General features: G+C 72.6%; 16 protein-coding genes. 7 read left to right on the plus strand and 9 right to left on the minus strand.

The window, feature by feature from the left end; translation table 11 throughout:
* Positions 1 to 23 precede the first annotated feature (23 nt).
* Genes ACFVRO_RS15090 through ACFVRO_RS15105 form a run of 4 tightly spaced genes read right to left on the minus strand, consistent with a single transcriptional unit; the run spans position 24 to position 3130 of the window.
* Positions 24 to 683: an O-methyltransferase gene (locus ACFVRO_RS15090; RefSeq protein ID WP_386953706.1), complete on the minus strand. Its 660-nt coding sequence runs from the start codon at positions 681 to 683 to the stop codon at positions 24 to 26.
* 31 nt (positions 684 to 714) lie between these two features.
* Entirely contained in the window at positions 715 to 1683 is a 969-nt protein-coding gene (locus tag ACFVRO_RS15095; protein ID WP_386953708.1) for a CPBP family intramembrane glutamic endopeptidase, read from the minus strand.
* A complete protein-coding gene (locus ACFVRO_RS15100) occupies positions 1680 to 2735 on the minus strand; it encodes a DUF1648 domain-containing protein (protein ID WP_386953711.1) in 1056 nt (351 codons plus the stop codon). Before ACFVRO_RS15100 ends, ACFVRO_RS15095 begins: the two co-directional genes overlap by 4 nt.
* Positions 2732 to 3130, minus strand: coding sequence for a GntR family transcriptional regulator (locus tag ACFVRO_RS15105; RefSeq protein ID WP_386953713.1), 399 nt, complete (start codon positions 3128 to 3130; stop codon positions 2732 to 2734). The genes ACFVRO_RS15100 and ACFVRO_RS15105 overlap by 4 nt, the downstream gene beginning before the upstream one ends.
* A gap of 108 nt (positions 3131 to 3238) precedes the next feature.
* Between ACFVRO_RS15105 and ACFVRO_RS15110 the strand changes: the two genes are divergently transcribed.
* Positions 3239 to 3709, plus strand: coding sequence for a PaaI family thioesterase (locus ACFVRO_RS15110; protein WP_386953715.1), 471 nt, complete (start codon positions 3239 to 3241; stop codon positions 3707 to 3709).
* On the opposite strand, the gene ACFVRO_RS15115 is transcribed toward ACFVRO_RS15110, so the two are convergent.
* Positions 3690 to 4715, minus strand: coding sequence for a LacI family DNA-binding transcriptional regulator (locus ACFVRO_RS15115; RefSeq protein ID WP_386953718.1), 1026 nt, complete (start codon positions 4713 to 4715; stop codon positions 3690 to 3692). The two genes, ACFVRO_RS15110 and ACFVRO_RS15115, sit on opposite strands and share 20 nt — an antisense overlap.
* A gap of 73 nt (positions 4716 to 4788) precedes the next feature.
* On the opposite strand from ACFVRO_RS15115, the gene ACFVRO_RS15120 reads away from it, so the two are divergent.
* From ACFVRO_RS15120 to ACFVRO_RS15140, 5 genes are read left to right on the plus strand one after another with little or no spacing between them, the layout of a single operon-like run.
* Positions 4789 to 5796 carry an alpha/beta hydrolase gene (locus ACFVRO_RS15120; protein ID WP_386953721.1) on the plus strand — a complete coding sequence of 336 codons (1008 nt, stop codon included), beginning with the start codon at positions 4789 to 4791 and terminating at the stop codon, positions 5794 to 5796.
* Complete coding sequence (locus ACFVRO_RS15125; RefSeq protein WP_386953724.1) at positions 5793 to 6785, plus strand: alpha/beta hydrolase; 993 nt, start codon at positions 5793 to 5795, stop codon at positions 6783 to 6785. The genes ACFVRO_RS15120 and ACFVRO_RS15125 overlap by 4 nt, the downstream gene beginning before the upstream one ends.
* A 40-nt stretch (positions 6786 to 6825) precedes the next feature.
* On the plus strand, positions 6826 to 8124 hold the full coding sequence (locus tag ACFVRO_RS15130; RefSeq protein ID WP_386953726.1) for an MFS transporter: 1299 nt from the start codon (positions 6826 to 6828) through the stop codon (positions 8122 to 8124).
* Positions 8121 to 9824, plus strand: a complete 1704-nt coding sequence (locus ACFVRO_RS15135; RefSeq protein WP_386953728.1) for a CocE/NonD family hydrolase — start codon at positions 8121 to 8123, stop codon at positions 9822 to 9824. Before ACFVRO_RS15130 ends, ACFVRO_RS15135 begins: the two co-directional genes overlap by 4 nt.
* Positions 9803 to 11032: an APC family permease gene (locus ACFVRO_RS15140; protein WP_386953731.1), complete on the plus strand. Its 1230-nt coding sequence runs from the start codon at positions 9803 to 9805 to the stop codon at positions 11030 to 11032. The genes ACFVRO_RS15135 and ACFVRO_RS15140 overlap by 22 nt, the downstream gene beginning before the upstream one ends.
* Here ACFVRO_RS15140 and ACFVRO_RS15145 read toward each other — a convergent pair whose 3' ends face one another.
* Positions 11033 to 11812 (minus strand): helix-turn-helix domain-containing protein, encoded by a 780-nt coding sequence (locus tag ACFVRO_RS15145; RefSeq protein WP_386953734.1) that lies wholly within the window; start codon positions 11810 to 11812, stop codon positions 11033 to 11035.
* A 94-nt stretch (positions 11813 to 11906) separates the two neighbouring features.
* Between ACFVRO_RS15145 and ACFVRO_RS15150 the strand changes: the two genes are divergently transcribed.
* Positions 11907 to 12422, plus strand: a complete 516-nt coding sequence (locus ACFVRO_RS15150) for a VOC family protein (RefSeq protein ID WP_386953736.1) — start codon at positions 11907 to 11909, stop codon at positions 12420 to 12422.
* Here the strand turns inward: ACFVRO_RS15150 and ACFVRO_RS15155 are convergent.
* The 3 genes from ACFVRO_RS15155 to ACFVRO_RS15165 all read right to left on the minus strand — a co-directional run bounded on the left by ACFVRO_RS15155 (position 12400) and on the right by ACFVRO_RS15165 (position 15332).
* A complete protein-coding gene (locus ACFVRO_RS15155) occupies positions 12400 to 13194 on the minus strand; it encodes an SGNH/GDSL hydrolase family protein (RefSeq protein WP_374197890.1) in 795 nt (264 codons plus the stop codon). The two genes, ACFVRO_RS15150 and ACFVRO_RS15155, sit on opposite strands and share 23 nt — an antisense overlap.
* 177 nt (positions 13195 to 13371) lie before the next feature.
* A complete protein-coding gene (gene hisS / locus ACFVRO_RS15160) occupies positions 13372 to 14622 on the minus strand; it encodes a histidine--tRNA ligase (protein WP_386954492.1) in 1251 nt (416 codons plus the stop codon).
* Positions 14623 to 14687: 65 nt separating this feature from the next.
* Positions 14688 to 15332: a MazG family protein gene (locus tag ACFVRO_RS15165; protein WP_386953737.1), complete on the minus strand. Its 645-nt coding sequence runs from the start codon at positions 15330 to 15332 to the stop codon at positions 14688 to 14690.
* Positions 15333 to 15344 lie beyond the last annotated feature (12 nt).

Below are 15344 nucleotides of genomic sequence, written 5' to 3' on the forward strand. Positions count from 1 at the left end.
GGCCAGTCTAGCCGTGCCGAAAGTCACCGCACGAGAGCGATGGCCACCCCGTCCCAGCCCTTGACGCCGACCGTCTGCAGCGCGGTCGCGTCGAACCGGGGGTCCTCCCCCAGCATCCGCAGTCCCTCCCGCGTCCCGACGACCTTCGGATCGGTCGCGTCCTCGCGGACGATCTCGCCCTCGCGCCCGATGTTGTCGAGCACGATCACGGTGCCGGGGTGGCCGAGTCTCGCGGCCCAGTCGAGGTAGATCGTGTTCGACTCCTTGTCGGCGTCGATGAACACGAGGTCGAAGCCGCCGACGAGGGTGGGCAGCACGTCGACTCCCCTGCCGATGCGGATGTCCACGCGCTCGCCGACCCCCGCGGCGTCGATGCTTGCCCTGGCCACGGCGGCGTTGTCCGCCTCGGCCTCGATCGTCACGACGCGCCCCTCCGCGCCGACCGCTCGCGCCAGCCAGATCGTGGAGTACCCGCCGAGGGTGCCGATCTCGAGCACGCGCCTCGCGCCGCTCATGCGTGCGAGCAGATTCAGCAGCTTGCCCCCGACCGGTGCGACCTCGATCTCGGGGAGGCCCGCCGCGTGCTGAGCGTCCAGCGCCGCGTCCAGGCCGGGATCATGACCGACCAGGGTGTCGGCGAGGAAGACATCGGCAGCGGCCCAGGCCGAGGGTGTGGAGTCCATGCCCTCAGCCAACCCCGCGCCGCGAGTCCGGTCAAGGGGCGTCCGGCAGCGGCGGCGCCGCGGCCTCGGCCGGACGCGCGGGAGCGGCGAGCTCCGGCTGCACGCGGAACTGCCCCGTGAGCGCGAGCACCGCGACGATCACCGCGACGACGATCCACCCAGCGACGCCGAGCGGACCGGCCAGCGCCATGTCGGGCTGAGTCGCCGCGACGAGCACGATGAGTCCGGCAGCGGCGTTGAGAGAGCCGTGGGCGATGACGGCGGGCCAGACCGAGGCCGAGCGCAACCGCAGCCAGCCGAGCAGGATGCCCCAGGCCACGCAGCCCCCGACCATGAAGAGGACCCCGGTGACGTCCGTGCGGCCGAAGTTGTAGCCGAGCAGGATGACCGGGCTGTGCCAGAGACCCCAGATCGCACCGCTCAGAAGGAGCGCGGGCCAGGTTCCCATCGGCCGGAGCGCGGGCACCAGCCATCCGCGCCAGCCGAGCTCCTCGCCGAACGCGAAGACGCTGTTCAGGATGGCGCCGACGGGGATCATGGCGATCTGCGCGGCGACGACCACCCCGACCGGAGGCAGTGGCGTCCCCGGCGGCAGAGCGCTCTCGAGCTGCGCGGCGAACCCGGAGAACGCGAAGTCGAGCTGGACGAAGCCGAGCGCCGCGGAGAGCAGGATGCTGAGGGCCACGATGATCGCCGGGGCGAGCCAGCCGAGCACGATGAGCCAGACGACGCGCTTCGCCGGGCGCAGCGGCCAGAGGCCGAGGAACCGCAGCCGTCCGCCTCTCGGCGGCACGCGCATCGCGAACACGACGATGAGAGCGGCGATGGTCGGGGTGAGCATCATCACCGGGAGCAGCACTCCGGAGAGGGGCTCGGCGAGTCCGTCGCCGAGCCACAGCGGCAGGCACACCAGCCAGGCCAGCGCACAGGCCAGGACGGTGAAGGCGATGACGGCAGCCCACGGCACGCGGCCAGCCCGAGGTGCGATCCGGTCGGTCATGATGCCGTGTCCCCTGTTCTGTCACCCCGCGGCGTCGCGGCTCCTCGTTCGACGTAGGCCTGCAGCAGCGCCGCGGCCTCCTCGGCGCCGTCGATCGTGACGATGAACGGCCGCTTGTCGCGTCGGCTGATCTCGATGGCCGCCCCGCGGCGCATGACGATGCCCGTCCTGCCGTCCACCGCGATGCGCCAGCCCCAGCCGCCGAACTCGCCGAAGGGCGAGATGTCGACGGCGCGGGCCGACTCGATCTCTCGGAGGGGGATGCTGATCCGCGGCCAGCCGACAAGCGCCCTGGCGGAGAAACCCTCCGGCGTGACCCGCACGCGGAAGGCGGTGGCTGTGGCCATCGCGATCACGATGACGACCAGGGAGAGCGCGACCACCCACCCGCCTTCGACACCCGTGCCGAGCATGAACGCGGCGAGTACGGCGATGCCGAGCAGCAGCACGGAGACGGCGATGAGCGCGACGCGCGGCATCGAGGCCGTGCCGAGCCACACGACCCGCTCCCCGTCTGCGACGTGGACGGCGTGGCGGGGCTCGAGCGTGCGGCCCTGTTCGGCGCGCACGCGGGGCTGAACCGCCCAGGCGACCGCGCCGACGACGAGCAGCGCGGCGAAGGACAGCGCCATGACTCCCCCGATGCCCGGCGTCTTCGCCGCATCGGCGAGGCCGCGCTGCATTCCGAGCGATCCGAGGCTCATGCCGGCGGCGAACGCGGCCATGCCTGCGGCGAGCGCACCCATCAGCCTGGCGGCGCCGCCCCAGTGCGCCCCGACGGCGGAGAGCGTCGTCACGGCCATGAGCACGGGCAGCGCGAGTCCGATCCCGAGCAGCAGCCAGAGGTACGTCGTCGGAGGGCCGAACCCGTCCGCGCCGCTGACGCCCCAGTGCGTCACGACCGGGTCGGGCAACGAGGGCAGCCACGCGATCACCACGACGGCCGCCGCAGCGGTCAGCACGACGGGAACGAGCACGGCGACGAGGAAGAACGTCAGACGCGCGCGCCGGAGCAGCGTCGGGGGCGTGCGGGTCAGGTCGTGGGTGGTCATGGCGAGACCTCCTGGTTCTCGTCGGGAGTGCGGTGATCGGTGCGATCACCACGGTGCGAGTGCACGATGCCGGCGAGCGTCTCGGCGGAGACGCCGAGTGCGGCGGCCCTGCGCACGAGGACGTCGATGTCGTGGGCGAGTTCGGCGAGCGGGGCGGCGGACGCGGCGATCACGGCGCCCCGGCCACGGCGGAGATCGATGAGGCCCTCATCGCGCAGCCGCTGGTAGGCGTGGAGCACGGTGTGCTGATTGATCTCCAGCGCACCCGCCACATCGCGCGCCGGCGGCAGGCGATCACCGGGGGCGAGGGCGCCGGAGAGGATGTCGGCGCGGATCGATGCCGCGACCTGGTCGTACAGGGGCCGCGCGCTGTCCGCATCGACTCTGAGCAGCATCTCTCACCTCCCTCTATCGTGTTCTAGTAATTCTAGGAGAACTAGAACAACTGTGGCAACCCTCCAGAGAGCTTTGTGCCAACTCGGACCCTCGTCCAGACTGACGTCATGCGCATCACTCCTCGCCGTCTCGCACTGGGCATGAGCCTGTGGATCCCGAACCTCTTCAGCGGCATCCGCATCCGCCGATTCAGCGAGGACTGGACGCACGCCACGGTCGAGCTGCACGTGAACGTGTTCACCCGCAACTACGTCAAGACCGCGTTCGGCGGGTCGATGTCGGCGATGACCGACCCCTACTTCTTCATGCTCGTGATGCACCAGCTCGGCCGCGACTACGTCGTGTGGGACACCCGCGGCGAGATCGAGTTCCTCAAGCCGGGTCGCGGGGTGCTCACCGCCGAGTTCGAGGTGTCGAGGAAGCACGCGGAGGAGATCCGCGAGAAGGCGAAGGGCGGCGCGAAGGTGCTCGAGTGGTTCGAGACCGTCATCACCGACCGCGAGGGCGACGTCGTCGCCAGGGTCCGCCGCGAGGTCTACATCCGCGAGAAGAAGCGGGTCACCGCGGCGCGTTCCTGACGCCCTCGCCCGCCGCCGACGCCGCAGGGACCAGCGTGGAGGCGCGGGCCACCAGCGTCGGAGCCAGCCGCACCGTCTCATGCGACGCGGTCGCGCCCGAGACGAGCCCGAGCACGAGCTCGAGCGCCGTCCGCCCGCTCTCCTCGAACGGCTGCCGCACGGTCGTCAGCCCGAGCGCCGCGGCCACCTCGCCGTCGTCGTAGCCGACCACCGCCAGGCGGTCGTGCTCCGGCCGCGCACGCTGCGCGCTCAGGATCGCGGCGGCGAACTGGTCGTGGTTCGCGACGATCGCCGTGGCATCGGCGGCGAGCGCCGCCCGGAAGACGCGGTCGTCGATCGACGCCGGGTGGGAGACGGCGAGTCTGGTCACCGCCACGTGCTCTTCGAGGCCGTCGATGCGCAGCATCCCCGCCGAGACGTAGGCCTCGGACCGCTGCGGCTCGTGCACGAACAGGACCCGACGATGGCCGAGCTCCGCGAGGTGACGGCCGATCTGCGCGCCTCCGTCGCGGTCGTCCACGAGCACGACGGGTCCGCCCACATCGGCGCGCGTGGGGACGACGTCGACGTACACGACGGGGATGCGCGCCGCGCGACTCGCACGCCTCGCCGCACCTCCGAGCGGCACGCCCATCACCACGAGCCCCGACACGTCGGTGCGGGTGGGCAGGACGTCGAGCAGCGGCTCGTCGGCGGATGCCGCGGAGTCGAGGTCGTACGGGATGATGTCGACCGCGGCATCCCTGGCCCGCCGCAGCATGCCGGACAGCCTGCGCAGATACGAGGGATAGGTCGTGAACGGCGCGGCGACGGCGATCCGGGCGGCGCCCACCCGGCGCCCGGCCGTCATCCGATAGCCGAGGGCGGTGGCGGCCGCGACGATGCGCTCCCTGGTCTCCGGACGCACCCGGTGCGGGGCGCTGACAGCGAGCGACACGGTCGAGATGCTCACCCCGGCCCGCTCGGCGACGTCGTAGATCGTGACCCGTCCAGGGCGTGCGCGCATGTTCCGGCCTCCGCACTTCATCGAAGTTCTTCGATTCCTCAGACTAGTCCGCAGCCGTCGAAGGAGATGCCCGATGCCGAGAAGCCCCCGCTACCGCAGACCGACGCTCGACAGCGCCGTCGCCGCGTACGAGAAGAGGATCGCTCCCCTGCTCGCGCCCGAACCGGCCGATCCCTCCGGGCGCCGACGGGTCGCCCAGGAGAACGACACGGCGGTGAGCGCGGCGCTGGGGATCGAGCCGATCGCCGTGGCGACGGAGGACAGCACCGTCTCCGTGGACGAGCACCCCGACGTGCGGGTGCGCGTGTACTGGCCGGGCTCCGTGCCCGCGCCGCGGGGTGCGGGACTGCCGATCCTCGTGTACTTCTACGGCGGGGGCTTCACGATCGCCGGCATCGACTGGGTGTCGTGGGACGCGCGGTTCCGCCAGCGTGCACGGGATGCCGGGATCATCATCGTGGCGGCGGACTACTCCCACGCGCCGGAGCAGCGCTTCCCCGCGCAGCCCGAGCAGTGCTGGAGCGCCTTCGAATGGGCGTACGCGCACGCTGAGGAGCTGGGCGGGTCGCGGGAACGTCTCGCGGTGGGCGGCGCGTCGTCCGGCGGCGACCTCGCGGCAGCCGTGACCCTCATGAACCGCGACCGCGAGAACAGGCCGATCGCGATGCAGGTGCTGGAGAACCCCGCGCTCGACCTCACGATCGGCCACGCGGACATGCGTGGCATCAGCGCGGGGATGCCGGGCGTGATCGTGCGCACGGCCGGACAGGCCCTCGTGCGGCAGTACGTCGGCGACGACCGCGCACTGGCCCGGCACCCGTACGCGTCCCCGCTGCTCGCCGACAGCCATGAGGGTCTCCCGCCCGCGCTCATCCTGACCTCCGAGCTGGATCCGCTCCGCGGTGACGGAGAGGCCTACGCGCGTGCGCTCTCCGCCGCCGACGTCCCGGTGACGGCGATCCGGTTCATCGGACAGACCCACGGATCCCTGGGGTCCACGGGGTACGTGCCGGCCGCGGATGCCGCGCACCGCATCCTCGTCGGGGAGCTGCGCACCCTGCATGATCGGGGGCGCGCATGACCGGATCCGAGCACGGCATCCCTCCGCTCGCGGCCGCCGTCCGGGAGTGGATCCGTCGCGCCGAGGAGCTCTCCGCCGCGATCCCCGGCCTCGACTCCGACGACCCCGCCGCGCGACGCCTCGCCGCGTGGGAGCTCAGCGACCTGCTCGCGCTCGAGTTCACCGAGCCCGCCGGAGACGGCGTGCGCGTCGACGAGACGATGGTGGCCGGCGGTGACGGGCTTCTCCGTGCACGCCGGTTCCGCCCGGAGAGCGCGAGCGGACTCCTGCCGACCATGCTCTGGCTGCACGGCGGCGGCTGGGTGGGCGGGACCATCGACGAGATCGTCAACGAACGGCTCTGCGCCGACCGCGCTCTCCGCTCGGGAGTGCAGCTCGTCTCCCTCGAGTACCGTCTCGCGCCCGAGCATCCGTTCCCCGCCGCGGTGGAGGATGCGGTCGCCGCGCTCGCCGATCTGCGCATCCGCGCCGACGAACTCGGCATCGACCCCTCCCGGCTCGGCATCGGCGGCAACTCGGCGGGAGCGACGATCGCGGCGTCGACGGCGCTGCGCGAACGGGACGCAGGGCGCGCGCTGCACCATCAGACCCTCGAGGTGCTGCCGGCCACCCTGCGGCCGACCGGCGGCTCCTTCACGAGATACCGCCGCGCCTCTGGGATGGAGGGCGCAGAGGTCCTCGCCGACGTCTACCGAGCCGGGGTGCCCTTCGCCGAGGCCTCCCCCCTCGAAGCGGCCGACCATCGGGGCCTGCCCCCTGCGCTGATCCTCGTCGCGGAGTTCGACCCGCTCCGCGACGGCGCCGTCGCCTACGCCGAGGCGCTGCGCGCCGCCGGGGTCCCCGTCACGCTCCGCATCGGCGAGGGGCATGTGCACGGCTCCCCCGGTGTCACCCGATGGCAGGGAGCACGCGACTGGCGCGATGCGCTCACCGCCGAACTCGCCGCCGCCTACGCGCCGCTCTCCGTCTCAACCACCGCCCGACCCTGACCCGACCTGACCCGACCCCTCACCCGCTCTGGAGACGATGATGTCCACCCACGCAGTCGACCCCGTGTTCCCCTCCCCTCCCGTCCCCCCGCTCGCGGAGGACGCCATCCCCGGCGAGCGCCAGACCCTCTGGTTCTGGATCGCCTTCGTGCTCACCTGGCTCGCGACCGGCATCGCCCAGGGCGTGGCCGGCGTCGCCGTGCCGCAGCTGCTGAAGGAGTGGAATCCCGACCAGGCGACGGGCGACCTCAGCATCGTGCTGACGGTCGGCGGCGCGGCGATCCTCGTCACGACCCCGATCTTCGGACGCCTCAGCGACCGCTCCATGTCGCGGCTCGGCATCCGCCGCCCGTGGATCCTCTACGGCGTGCTCGTCGCGGCCGTCGGCTACATCGTCCAGGCCTTCGCGACCTCGCTGTTCCTGCTGGGCCTCGGAGTCGTCCTCGTTCTCATCGGCTGGGGCGCCGTGTCCATGACCGTGCACACCCTGTTCGCCGATCAGATCCGCCGCCGGATCCGCGCGATCATGTCGGCGGTCACCGGGGCCGCGACGACGATCGGCATCCTCGGCGGCGTCGCGCTGGCCGGCGCGGTCGCCGGCACCGGTCAGGTCGGCATGTTCCTGATCCCCGGCGGGCTCGCGTCCGTGCTCGCGATCGCGCTGTTCTTCGCCCTGCGCGACCTGCACCGCACCGTTCCCGCCCCGCCGATGGACTGGCGCGGCGTGCGGGAGACGTTCTGGCTGAGTCCGCGTCGTTACCCGGACTTCGCGTGGGCCTGGGTCTGCCGCTTCTTCATGACCGCCTCGATCGTGTCTGTCACGAGCTACCTCTACCTCACGATCTCCAGCCGTTTCGGCATAGACGACCCCGCCGAGATCGCGGGCGTGCAGACCCAGGCGACGGCCGCCTTCACCCTCATGAACCTCGTGATGGCGTTCGTGTTCGGCGTGATCTCCGATCGCACGGGTCGGCGCAAGCCGACGGTCGTGATCGGCGCGCTGACCAGCGCGGTGGGTCTCGTGTTCGCCGTCTCGTTCGGGGACATCGCGTTCTTCCTCATCGGTATCGCGATCGTCGGCGCGGGGCAGGGCGCGTACATCGCGGCCGACGTCGCCCTGATGACGGAGTGCCTGCCGTCGACGGAGGACGCGGGCAAGGACCTCGGCATCGTCGCGCTCGCCTACCTGCTCCCCGGTATCCTCGTGCCCGTGTTCGGTTTCTTCGTGACGCGCATCGGCTCCCCCACAGGGGAGAACTTCGTGGCCCTCTATGTCGGCGCCGTCGCGATGGCGCTCCTCGCCGCGTTCGCGGTCACCCGGGTGAAGGCGGTGCGATGAGCGGTCACGGGCGGATGCCGCGCGCGGCGCGCGGCGAGTACCGCCGCCTCCGCGCGGCCTCGGACATGCCGCCGGCGACGCACCCCGACGTCCATCGCGACATCGACATCCCGGTCGTCGCCGACTACGGGGTCGAGCTCCTCACCGACCACTGGTGGGCCGACGGCGCCGGCGATCGGACACTGCTCATCCGCACGCCCTACGGCCGGGACGGCGCCGCGGGGGTCGCCCGCTTCATCGCCGAGCGCGGGCACCACGTCGTGGTCCAGAGCTGCCGGGGCACCTTCGGCTCCGGGGGCCGCTTCACCCCCCTGCACGACGAGGTCGCCGACGGCCAGTCCACGATGCGGTGGCTGCGCGCGCAGCCCTGGTCGAGAGGGCGCGTGCACTCCTGGGGCGGCAGCTACTTCGGCGTGACGCAGTGGGCGTACTGCGATGGAGACCTCCGCCCCGACGCCATGGGCATCGCCGTCTCGGCACGACGCTTCGACGACGCGATCCTCTACCCCGGAGGCGGATTCTCGATCGACACGCCGCTCACCTGGGCCTATGCCCTCGGCATCCAGGAGCGCCCCCTGCTCGCGCGCCTCTGGGCGCTGCTGCGCGCGCGGAGGGCCTTCGCACGCGGTGCGCTCACCGTGCCACCGCGCGATGCGGTCCGCGTCGCTCTCGGCGAGGACCCGCCGTTCTTCCGCGACTGGGTCGAGCACAGCGACGCCGGCGACCCGTGGTGGGAGCCGATGCACTTCGCCTCGGACCCGCAGACGGTGCCGCCGGTCACGCTGATGGCCGGGTGGCAGGATCTCTTCCTCGTCGGCCAGCTGCACGACCATGCGGCGCTGACGGATGCCGGGGTCCCCGTTCGGCTCGTCGTGGGCGACTGGATCCACGGTGCACCGGAGACCACGGTGCTCGGGGTGCGCGAGGCGCTGCGACAGTTCGAGGGCACGGGAACGACCACGGGAGCCCGGGTGGAGATCAGCGGGGGCGGCGGATGGCGCGAGCTCGCCTCCTGGCCCCCTCACTGCACACCGCAGCGGCTCGAGCTGACCGGAGACGGCGGGCTCGCCGCCGCCGACGCGACCCGGGTCCCGACCACGATGTCGTACCGCTACGACCCGTCCGATCCGACTCCGGACGCCGGTGGTCGCACGCTCAACCCGTTCGGGGCCGGCCGTCGCGAGCAGCGTCGACGCGAGGCCCGCGACGATGTGCTGGTCTTCACCGGCGAACTCCTCGCCGAGCCGCTCACCGTGATCGGAGAGCCGTCGATCGAGCTGACGCTGTCATCGTCGAATCCGCGGGCCGACCTCTTCGTGCGGCTGTGCGAGGTCGACGCGAAGGGCGCTTCGCTGGCGATCACCGACGGCTACGTCCGGCTCGCCCCGGAGTCCGACTCCGGGACGGCGGCGGGTGAGCCACGGCGCATCCGACTCCCCCTCGCCCCTCTCGCGCACCGTTTCGCCGCGGGGCATCGCCTGCGCGTGCAGGTCTCGTCGGGCGCCCACCCCCTGCACCTGCGCAACCCGGGCACCGACGACCCCGTGCGCGATCACTCGCGACTCGTCCCGAGCACGCAGACGCTCGCGCTCGGCGGCGACTCCCCCGCCGTCCTCTCCCTCCCCCTCGTCGTCGAGGAGGACACCGATCGTTCACCGGTCCGTGGCACGATGACGGAGTGCCCCTCGCCCGCCGCCTGACCCTCCGCGACGCCGTCGCCATCGGCCTCGGGTCGATGATCGGCGCCGGTGTCTTCTCGGTGTGGGGACCGGCATCCGCGGCCGCCGGGGGCGGACTGCTCATCGCGCTCGCGATCGCCGCCTTCGTCGCGTTCTGCAACGCCACGGCATCCGCCCAGCTCGCCGCCGCGCACCCTGTCGCCGGCGGCGCGTACGCGTACGCGCGCGCCGAGATCGGTCCGTGGTGGGGCTTCGTCGCCGGCTGGGGCTTCGTGATCGGCAAGATCGCGAGCTGCGCGGCGATGGCGATGACGTTCGCGGCGTACGCGGCTCCGGAGGGCTGGCGGGTGCCCGTCGCCGTCCTCGCCGTCGGCGCCCTGTGCGCGGTGAACTGCCTCGGCGTCACCCGGACGGCCCTGGTCACCCGCATCCTCGTCGTCGTCTCGCTGCTCGGCCTCGCGGTCGTCGTCGCGGCCGGGTTCTCGTCCGCACCGACAGCCGCCCCGGTTCCGCTCCCCGACGCGACCGCCTACGGGGTGCTGCAGGGCGCCGGGCTGCTGTTCTTCGCCTTCGCAGGGTACGCGCGCATCGCGACCATGGGCGAGGAGGTCGTCGACCCGGCTCGCACGATCCCCCGCGCCATCGTGCTCGCCCTCGGCGGAGCCGTGCTCGTCTACGCGCTGGTCGCCGTCGTGACGCTGCTGGTGCTCGGAGCGGATGCCGCGACGACGGCCGCCCCGCTCGCTGAGATCGTCTCCCGATCCGGCTGGGACGGCGCGGTGCCACTCGTGCGGGTCGCCGCGGCGACGGCCTCCCTCGGCGCGCTCCTCGCGCTCCTCACCGGCATCGGGCGCACGACCCTCGCGATGGCCAGGGAGGCGGACCTGCCGCGATTCCTGTCGGCGGTCGACGAGCGCTGGCACGTCCCCCGGCGGGCGGAGATCGTCGTCGGGGCGGTCGTGATCGTCATCGTGCTCGTCGCCGACCTCCGCGGGGCGATCGGCTTCTCCTCGTTCGGGGTGCTCCTGTACTACCTGATCGCGAACGCCGCGGCGTTCCGGCAGCACGGCGCAGCTCGACGCTATCCGCGCTGGCTGCAGGTCGCCGGCGCGCTGGGCTGCCTCGTCCTCGTGAACTCCCTGCCGGTCGTGGCCTCGCTCATCGGCACGGGCGTCGTGCTCGTCGGCGTCGGATACCGGATGCTGCGGCTGCGGCTCGCCCGCGCCTGATCAGTCCGCCGCATCGGCCCGGTACGTGCGCGGGGCGATCCCGAGCACGCTGCGGAAGTCACGGGTGAGGTGCGCGTGATCGGCGTATCCGAGCTCGGCGGCGAGTGCTGCCAGATCCGCACCGGGGTCGACCCGCAGTCGCTCGGCGGCGTCCTGCAGCCTCCTCCGGCGGATCATCGCCGCGGGAGAGAGTCCGACGTAGCGGTGCGCGAGACGTTGCAGGGTGCGCACGGACACCGCGAGACGTGTCGCCGCCTCCTCCGGCGAGGTCGCCGCGCTCTCGCCCAGGAGCACGTCGACGAGGGCGTTCGCCTGCAGGGCCACGTCTCCCGGCTCCCCCACGTGCGCGGCGATCCACGCGGAGAACGCGTCGACCGCCCGCTCGCGATGCCCCTCCCCCGACGACATCGCCGCGACGACGGCGGCGCGCAGCTCCGGCTCGTCGAGGATCCACTCCCCGTCGACCAGGGACGACGGATCGTCGACGAGCGCCGCGACCGCGGCCGGCCGCAGCATCGCTCCGACCGCCCAGCTCGTGCCGCGGAGGTCGCGGTGCGAGGAGCGCGTCGTCGCCCCGGAGAGGGTGACGGCGTCGGGCTCGACCACGAGATTGAGGGCCGGGTATCCGACGACCTCCTGCCGTGAGGACCGCCCCGGCTCGACGTCCCACTCGGGGACCCAGAACCACACCACGAGCTCGCGCGCGGCATCCGTCGGAGGCAGCCGGTGGAACTGCGGCAGCCTCGCCGGATAGAGCACGCCGCGCGTGGGATTCACCATCGCCCCAGCGTACGGTCCACCGCCGACACGGCACCCGTCGAGGTTGTCGCGGATGTTCAAGCCCGCGGCGTCCTCCCCTTCCTACGCTGTCCCCATGACGAACAGCACACCTGCCGGCGCGACCGGCGAGCACACGACAGACGGGCGCCCGCACGGCGCGACCTCGCTGACCCCCTTCCTCGCGATCGCCGGGGCGAAGGAGGCGATTGACTTCTACCGCGACGTGTTCGGCGCGCGTGTGATCGACGTGACGGAGTTCGGCGGGGTGGTCGCCCACGCCGACCTCGACTTCGGCGCAGGGCACCTGCAGCTGGGAGAGCCGAGCCCCGATTACCACCTCGTCCCCGCCCCCGCCGGGGAGGACGACTGCTACTCGATGGGCCTGTACGTGCCCGACGTCGACGCGGTCGTCGAGCGCGCCGTGGCCGCGGGCGCCGTCGTGCGCGAGGCGCCGTCGGACTTCGTGTCCGGAGACCGGTTCGCGAGCATCCGCGACCCCTTCGGCGTGCGCTGGTCGGTGATGACGCGGGTGGAGGACATCTCCGAGGAGGAGAGCGCGCGCCGCGTCGCCGAGTGGGCGGCGTCGTTCAGCGCCGCACCGGCGGAGTGAGCCGCTCGACGGAACGGCACAGGACGGGCAGCAGCGCCTCGGCCGTTCGACGGTAGCCCAGAGCGCTGGGGTGGAACCGGTCGAGGCTGAACATCTCCTCCGGCTCGTCGAGGAACATCGGTCCGACCGCGCGGCGCAGGTCGACGGCCTCTGCCCCCGCCTGCGCCGCCGTCTCGGCCTGCACCTCCGCCAGACGGCGGGACATGCTCGCGGCGAGGCGGCGCAGCGGCTGCGGGACCGCGCGCAGGGCGCCGAGGTCCGGGCAGGTCCCGACGACGACCTCGGCACCCTGGGCGCGGAGTCTCCGGATCGCGTCGTCGAGGTGCTGGGCGGAGACGGACGTCGGGATGCGATGGGTGACGTCGTTGCCGCCGACCACGATCACCGCGACGTGCGGCCGATACCCCTCCGGCACGGCGTCGAGCTGGGAGGCGAGATCGGGCGACTCCGCGCCGACGACCGCGACCGTGCGCAGTCGGACGGGACGGTGCATCCGCGCCGCCAGCCCCTTCGCGAGCCGGCCCCCGAGCGTCTGCTTGCGTCGCTCCGCGCCGAGACCGGCGGCCAGGGAGTCGCCGAGCAGCAGCAGCTCGATCGGCTCGCCCTCGAACGCGCGACGCCAGACGCGGTCCGCGTCGAGCGACTCCTCGCCGAGCGGTTTGCCGATCCGACGGCGGGCGATCGCCGCCTGCCTCGTCAGCAGAAGGCGGATGCCGAAGACGGATGCCGTCGCACCGATCCCGAGCGCGGCGAGGAGACGATAGCGGCCCACGCCACGATTCGACCCGACCGCCGTGAACGCCGGGTGAACGGGTGGCCCGAGACCGTCCGCGGAGCCGATGTCGTGGCAGGAGACGAGCGTGTCGACGCGCTCCGCTCGCTCGACGACCGGCGTCACCCGGTCGTCGAGCGAGGAGCGCAGCGACGAGACGACACGCCCCGCACCCGCTCAGCTGAGCGGCTTGAGCTCCAGCTCCGCCGCACCGGGGGTGACGGTCGCGAAGGCGGTGTAGCCGTCGGCGGCCGAGCGCTCGAGCAGCGCCTTGAGGTTCTTCGTGCGGCGCTCCAACCGCACGCGCGCGCCGTCGGCGACGAGCGCGGCCTTGTGCGCGACGAGCTCCGCGACCGGCACGTCGGCGTCGTGGATGAGCACCACGGCCCGTGCCGCGGCATCCGCGTCGGCGGTCACGAGGTCGACGAGCCGCTCGAAGCCGAGCGAGAACCCGACGGCCGCGACCTGCTGGCCGAGGAAGCGCCCGATCATGCCGTCGTAGCGCCCGCCTCCGCCCAGCGAGTAGTCCACGGAGGGGTGCGCCAGCTCGAAGATCGTGCCGGTGTAGTAGCCCATGCCCCGGACGAGGAACGGATCGAAGACGAGCGGGATGTCGGTGCGGCCGGTGCCGGCGGCGACGGCCTCTCCGATGCCGACGAGGTGCGCGACGATCTCCTCCGGCGCGTCCTCCGGGAGGGCTTTGCGGATCTGCCGCTCGCCGAACGGGTTGTACTCCATCGTCTGCGGACGCCGCAGGAACGCCTCGAAGGCGTCCACCGCCTGCGCCGCGGCGCCGCGCTCGCGGAGCTCCGCGGCCACGCCGTCCGGACCGATCTTGTCGAGCTTGTCGATCGTGATCAGCACCCCCGGACGCTCCTCGGCGCCGAAGCCGAAGGTCTCCAGCATCCAGTCGAGCACCCGCCGGTCGTTGATGCGCACGGTCGCGCCTTCGAGTCCCAGCGCGTCCAGCGCGTCGAGCGAGGCCACCATGAGCTCCGCCTCGGCCCGCGAGGACTCGTCGCCCATGATGTCGATGTCGCACTGCACGAACTGGCGGTAGCGACCCTTCTGCGGACGCTCGGCGCGCCACACAGGGCCGATCTGGATCGAGCGGAAGACGCCGGGCAGCTGACCGCGGTTGCTCGCGTAGAAGCGGGCCAGCGGAACGGTGAGGTCGTAGCGGAGCCCGAGGTCGGCGAGGGCCGCCGTGTCGTCGGCCGCCTCGCGGATCGCCTCCGCGTCGAGTCCCCGGCGCAGGACGTTGTAGGCGAGCTTCTCGTTGTCGCCGCCGATGCCCGCATGCAGACGCGAGTACTCCTCGAGGGCCGGGGTCTCGATCTCGTCGAAGCCGTGCGCGCGATAGCGGTCGCGGATGACGGAGAGGACGCGCTCGCGGCGCGCCTTGTCGGCGGGGAGGATGTCGCGCATGCCGCGCGGCGGGTTCACAGTAGCCACGCCTCCATCTTTCCAGGTTGACGGAGCGACTCGATGACTCAGCGGTCGGACTCGGCGGCGCGGACCTCGTCTTCGAGAGCTCGGAGGCGCTCGCGGAGCGCCCGTTCGGCATCCCACCCGCTGTCGCGCGCGAGCGCCACGAGCGAGAGGAGCGCGTCGCCCAGCTCGGCCTCGGACGCCGGGGTCTGCGCGGGCTCCGGCACCACGGCGCCGACGCCATCGGCGCGGCCGACGACCTTCTGCGCCAGCGCGAGAGCCGGCATGCCGCGGGGGATGCCGTCGAGCACGCTCCGCCTGGTGCGCTTCTCGGCGGCCTTCGCGGCGTTCCAGTGCACCAGCACCTCCTCCGGCGTCTCGGCCGTCTCACCGGCGAAGACATGAGGATGCCGCCGCACCATCTTCTCGTTGAGCGTGCGGGCGACGTCGTCCACGTCGAAGGGGTCGTCCGGGTCCTGCGCGGCGATCGCCGAGTGGAACAGCACCTGCCAGAGCAGGTCGCCCAGCTCCTCACGAAGATCGGCGCGCGATCCGCTCTCGACGGCGTCGATCACCTCGTGCGACTCCTCGATCAGGTACGGCACGAGGTCGCGGTGGGTGATCCGCTGCGACCACACGCACCGCTCGCGCACGGCCCGCATGGTCTCGGCGACCTCGCGCAGCGGGTCCTGGTCGGCAGTCGTCATGCGGGCTCCTTC

This window comes from Microbacterium sp. NPDC057944 (assembly GCF_042887445.1).
Classification (GTDB): domain Bacteria; phylum Actinomycetota; class Actinomycetes; order Actinomycetales; family Microbacteriaceae; genus Microbacterium; species Microbacterium natoriense.

Bases quoted from the DNA above. Each gene is read 5' to 3' on its own strand.
- ACFVRO_RS15090 (WP_386953706.1), bottom strand. From the start codon at position 683: ATGGACTCCACACCCTCGGCCTGGGCCGCTGCCGATGTCTTCCTCGCC.
- ACFVRO_RS15095 (WP_386953708.1), bottom strand. From the start codon at position 1,683: ATGACCGACCGGATCGCACCTCGGGCTGGCCGCGTGCCGTGGGCTGCC.
- ACFVRO_RS15100 (WP_386953711.1), bottom strand. From the start codon at position 2,735: ATGACCACCCACGACCTGACCCGCACGCCCCCGACGCTGCTCCGGCGC.
- ACFVRO_RS15105 (WP_386953713.1), bottom strand. From the start codon at position 3,130: ATGCTGCTCAGAGTCGATGCGGACAGCGCGCGGCCCCTGTACGACCAG.
- ACFVRO_RS15110 (WP_386953715.1), top strand. From the start codon at position 3,239: ATGCGCATCACTCCTCGCCGTCTCGCACTGGGCATGAGCCTGTGGATC.
- ACFVRO_RS15115 (WP_386953718.1), bottom strand. From the start codon at position 4,715: ATGCGCGCACGCCCTGGACGGGTCACGATCTACGACGTCGCCGAGCGG.
- ACFVRO_RS15120 (WP_386953721.1), top strand. From the start codon at position 4,789: ATGCCGAGAAGCCCCCGCTACCGCAGACCGACGCTCGACAGCGCCGTC.
- ACFVRO_RS15125 (WP_386953724.1), top strand. From the start codon at position 5,793: ATGACCGGATCCGAGCACGGCATCCCTCCGCTCGCGGCCGCCGTCCGG.
- ACFVRO_RS15130 (WP_386953726.1), top strand. From the start codon at position 6,826: ATGTCCACCCACGCAGTCGACCCCGTGTTCCCCTCCCCTCCCGTCCCC.
- ACFVRO_RS15135 (WP_386953728.1), top strand. From the start codon at position 8,121: ATGAGCGGTCACGGGCGGATGCCGCGCGCGGCGCGCGGCGAGTACCGC.
- ACFVRO_RS15145 (WP_386953734.1), bottom strand. From the start codon at position 11,812: ATGGTGAATCCCACGCGCGGCGTGCTCTATCCGGCGAGGCTGCCGCAG.
- ACFVRO_RS15150 (WP_386953736.1), top strand. From the start codon at position 11,907: ATGACGAACAGCACACCTGCCGGCGCGACCGGCGAGCACACGACAGAC.
- hisS (WP_386954492.1), bottom strand. From the start codon at position 14,622: ATGCGCGACATCCTCCCCGCCGACAAGGCGCGCCGCGAGCGCGTCCTC.
- ACFVRO_RS15165 (WP_386953737.1), bottom strand. From the start codon at position 15,332: ATGACGACTGCCGACCAGGACCCGCTGCGCGAGGTCGCCGAGACCATG.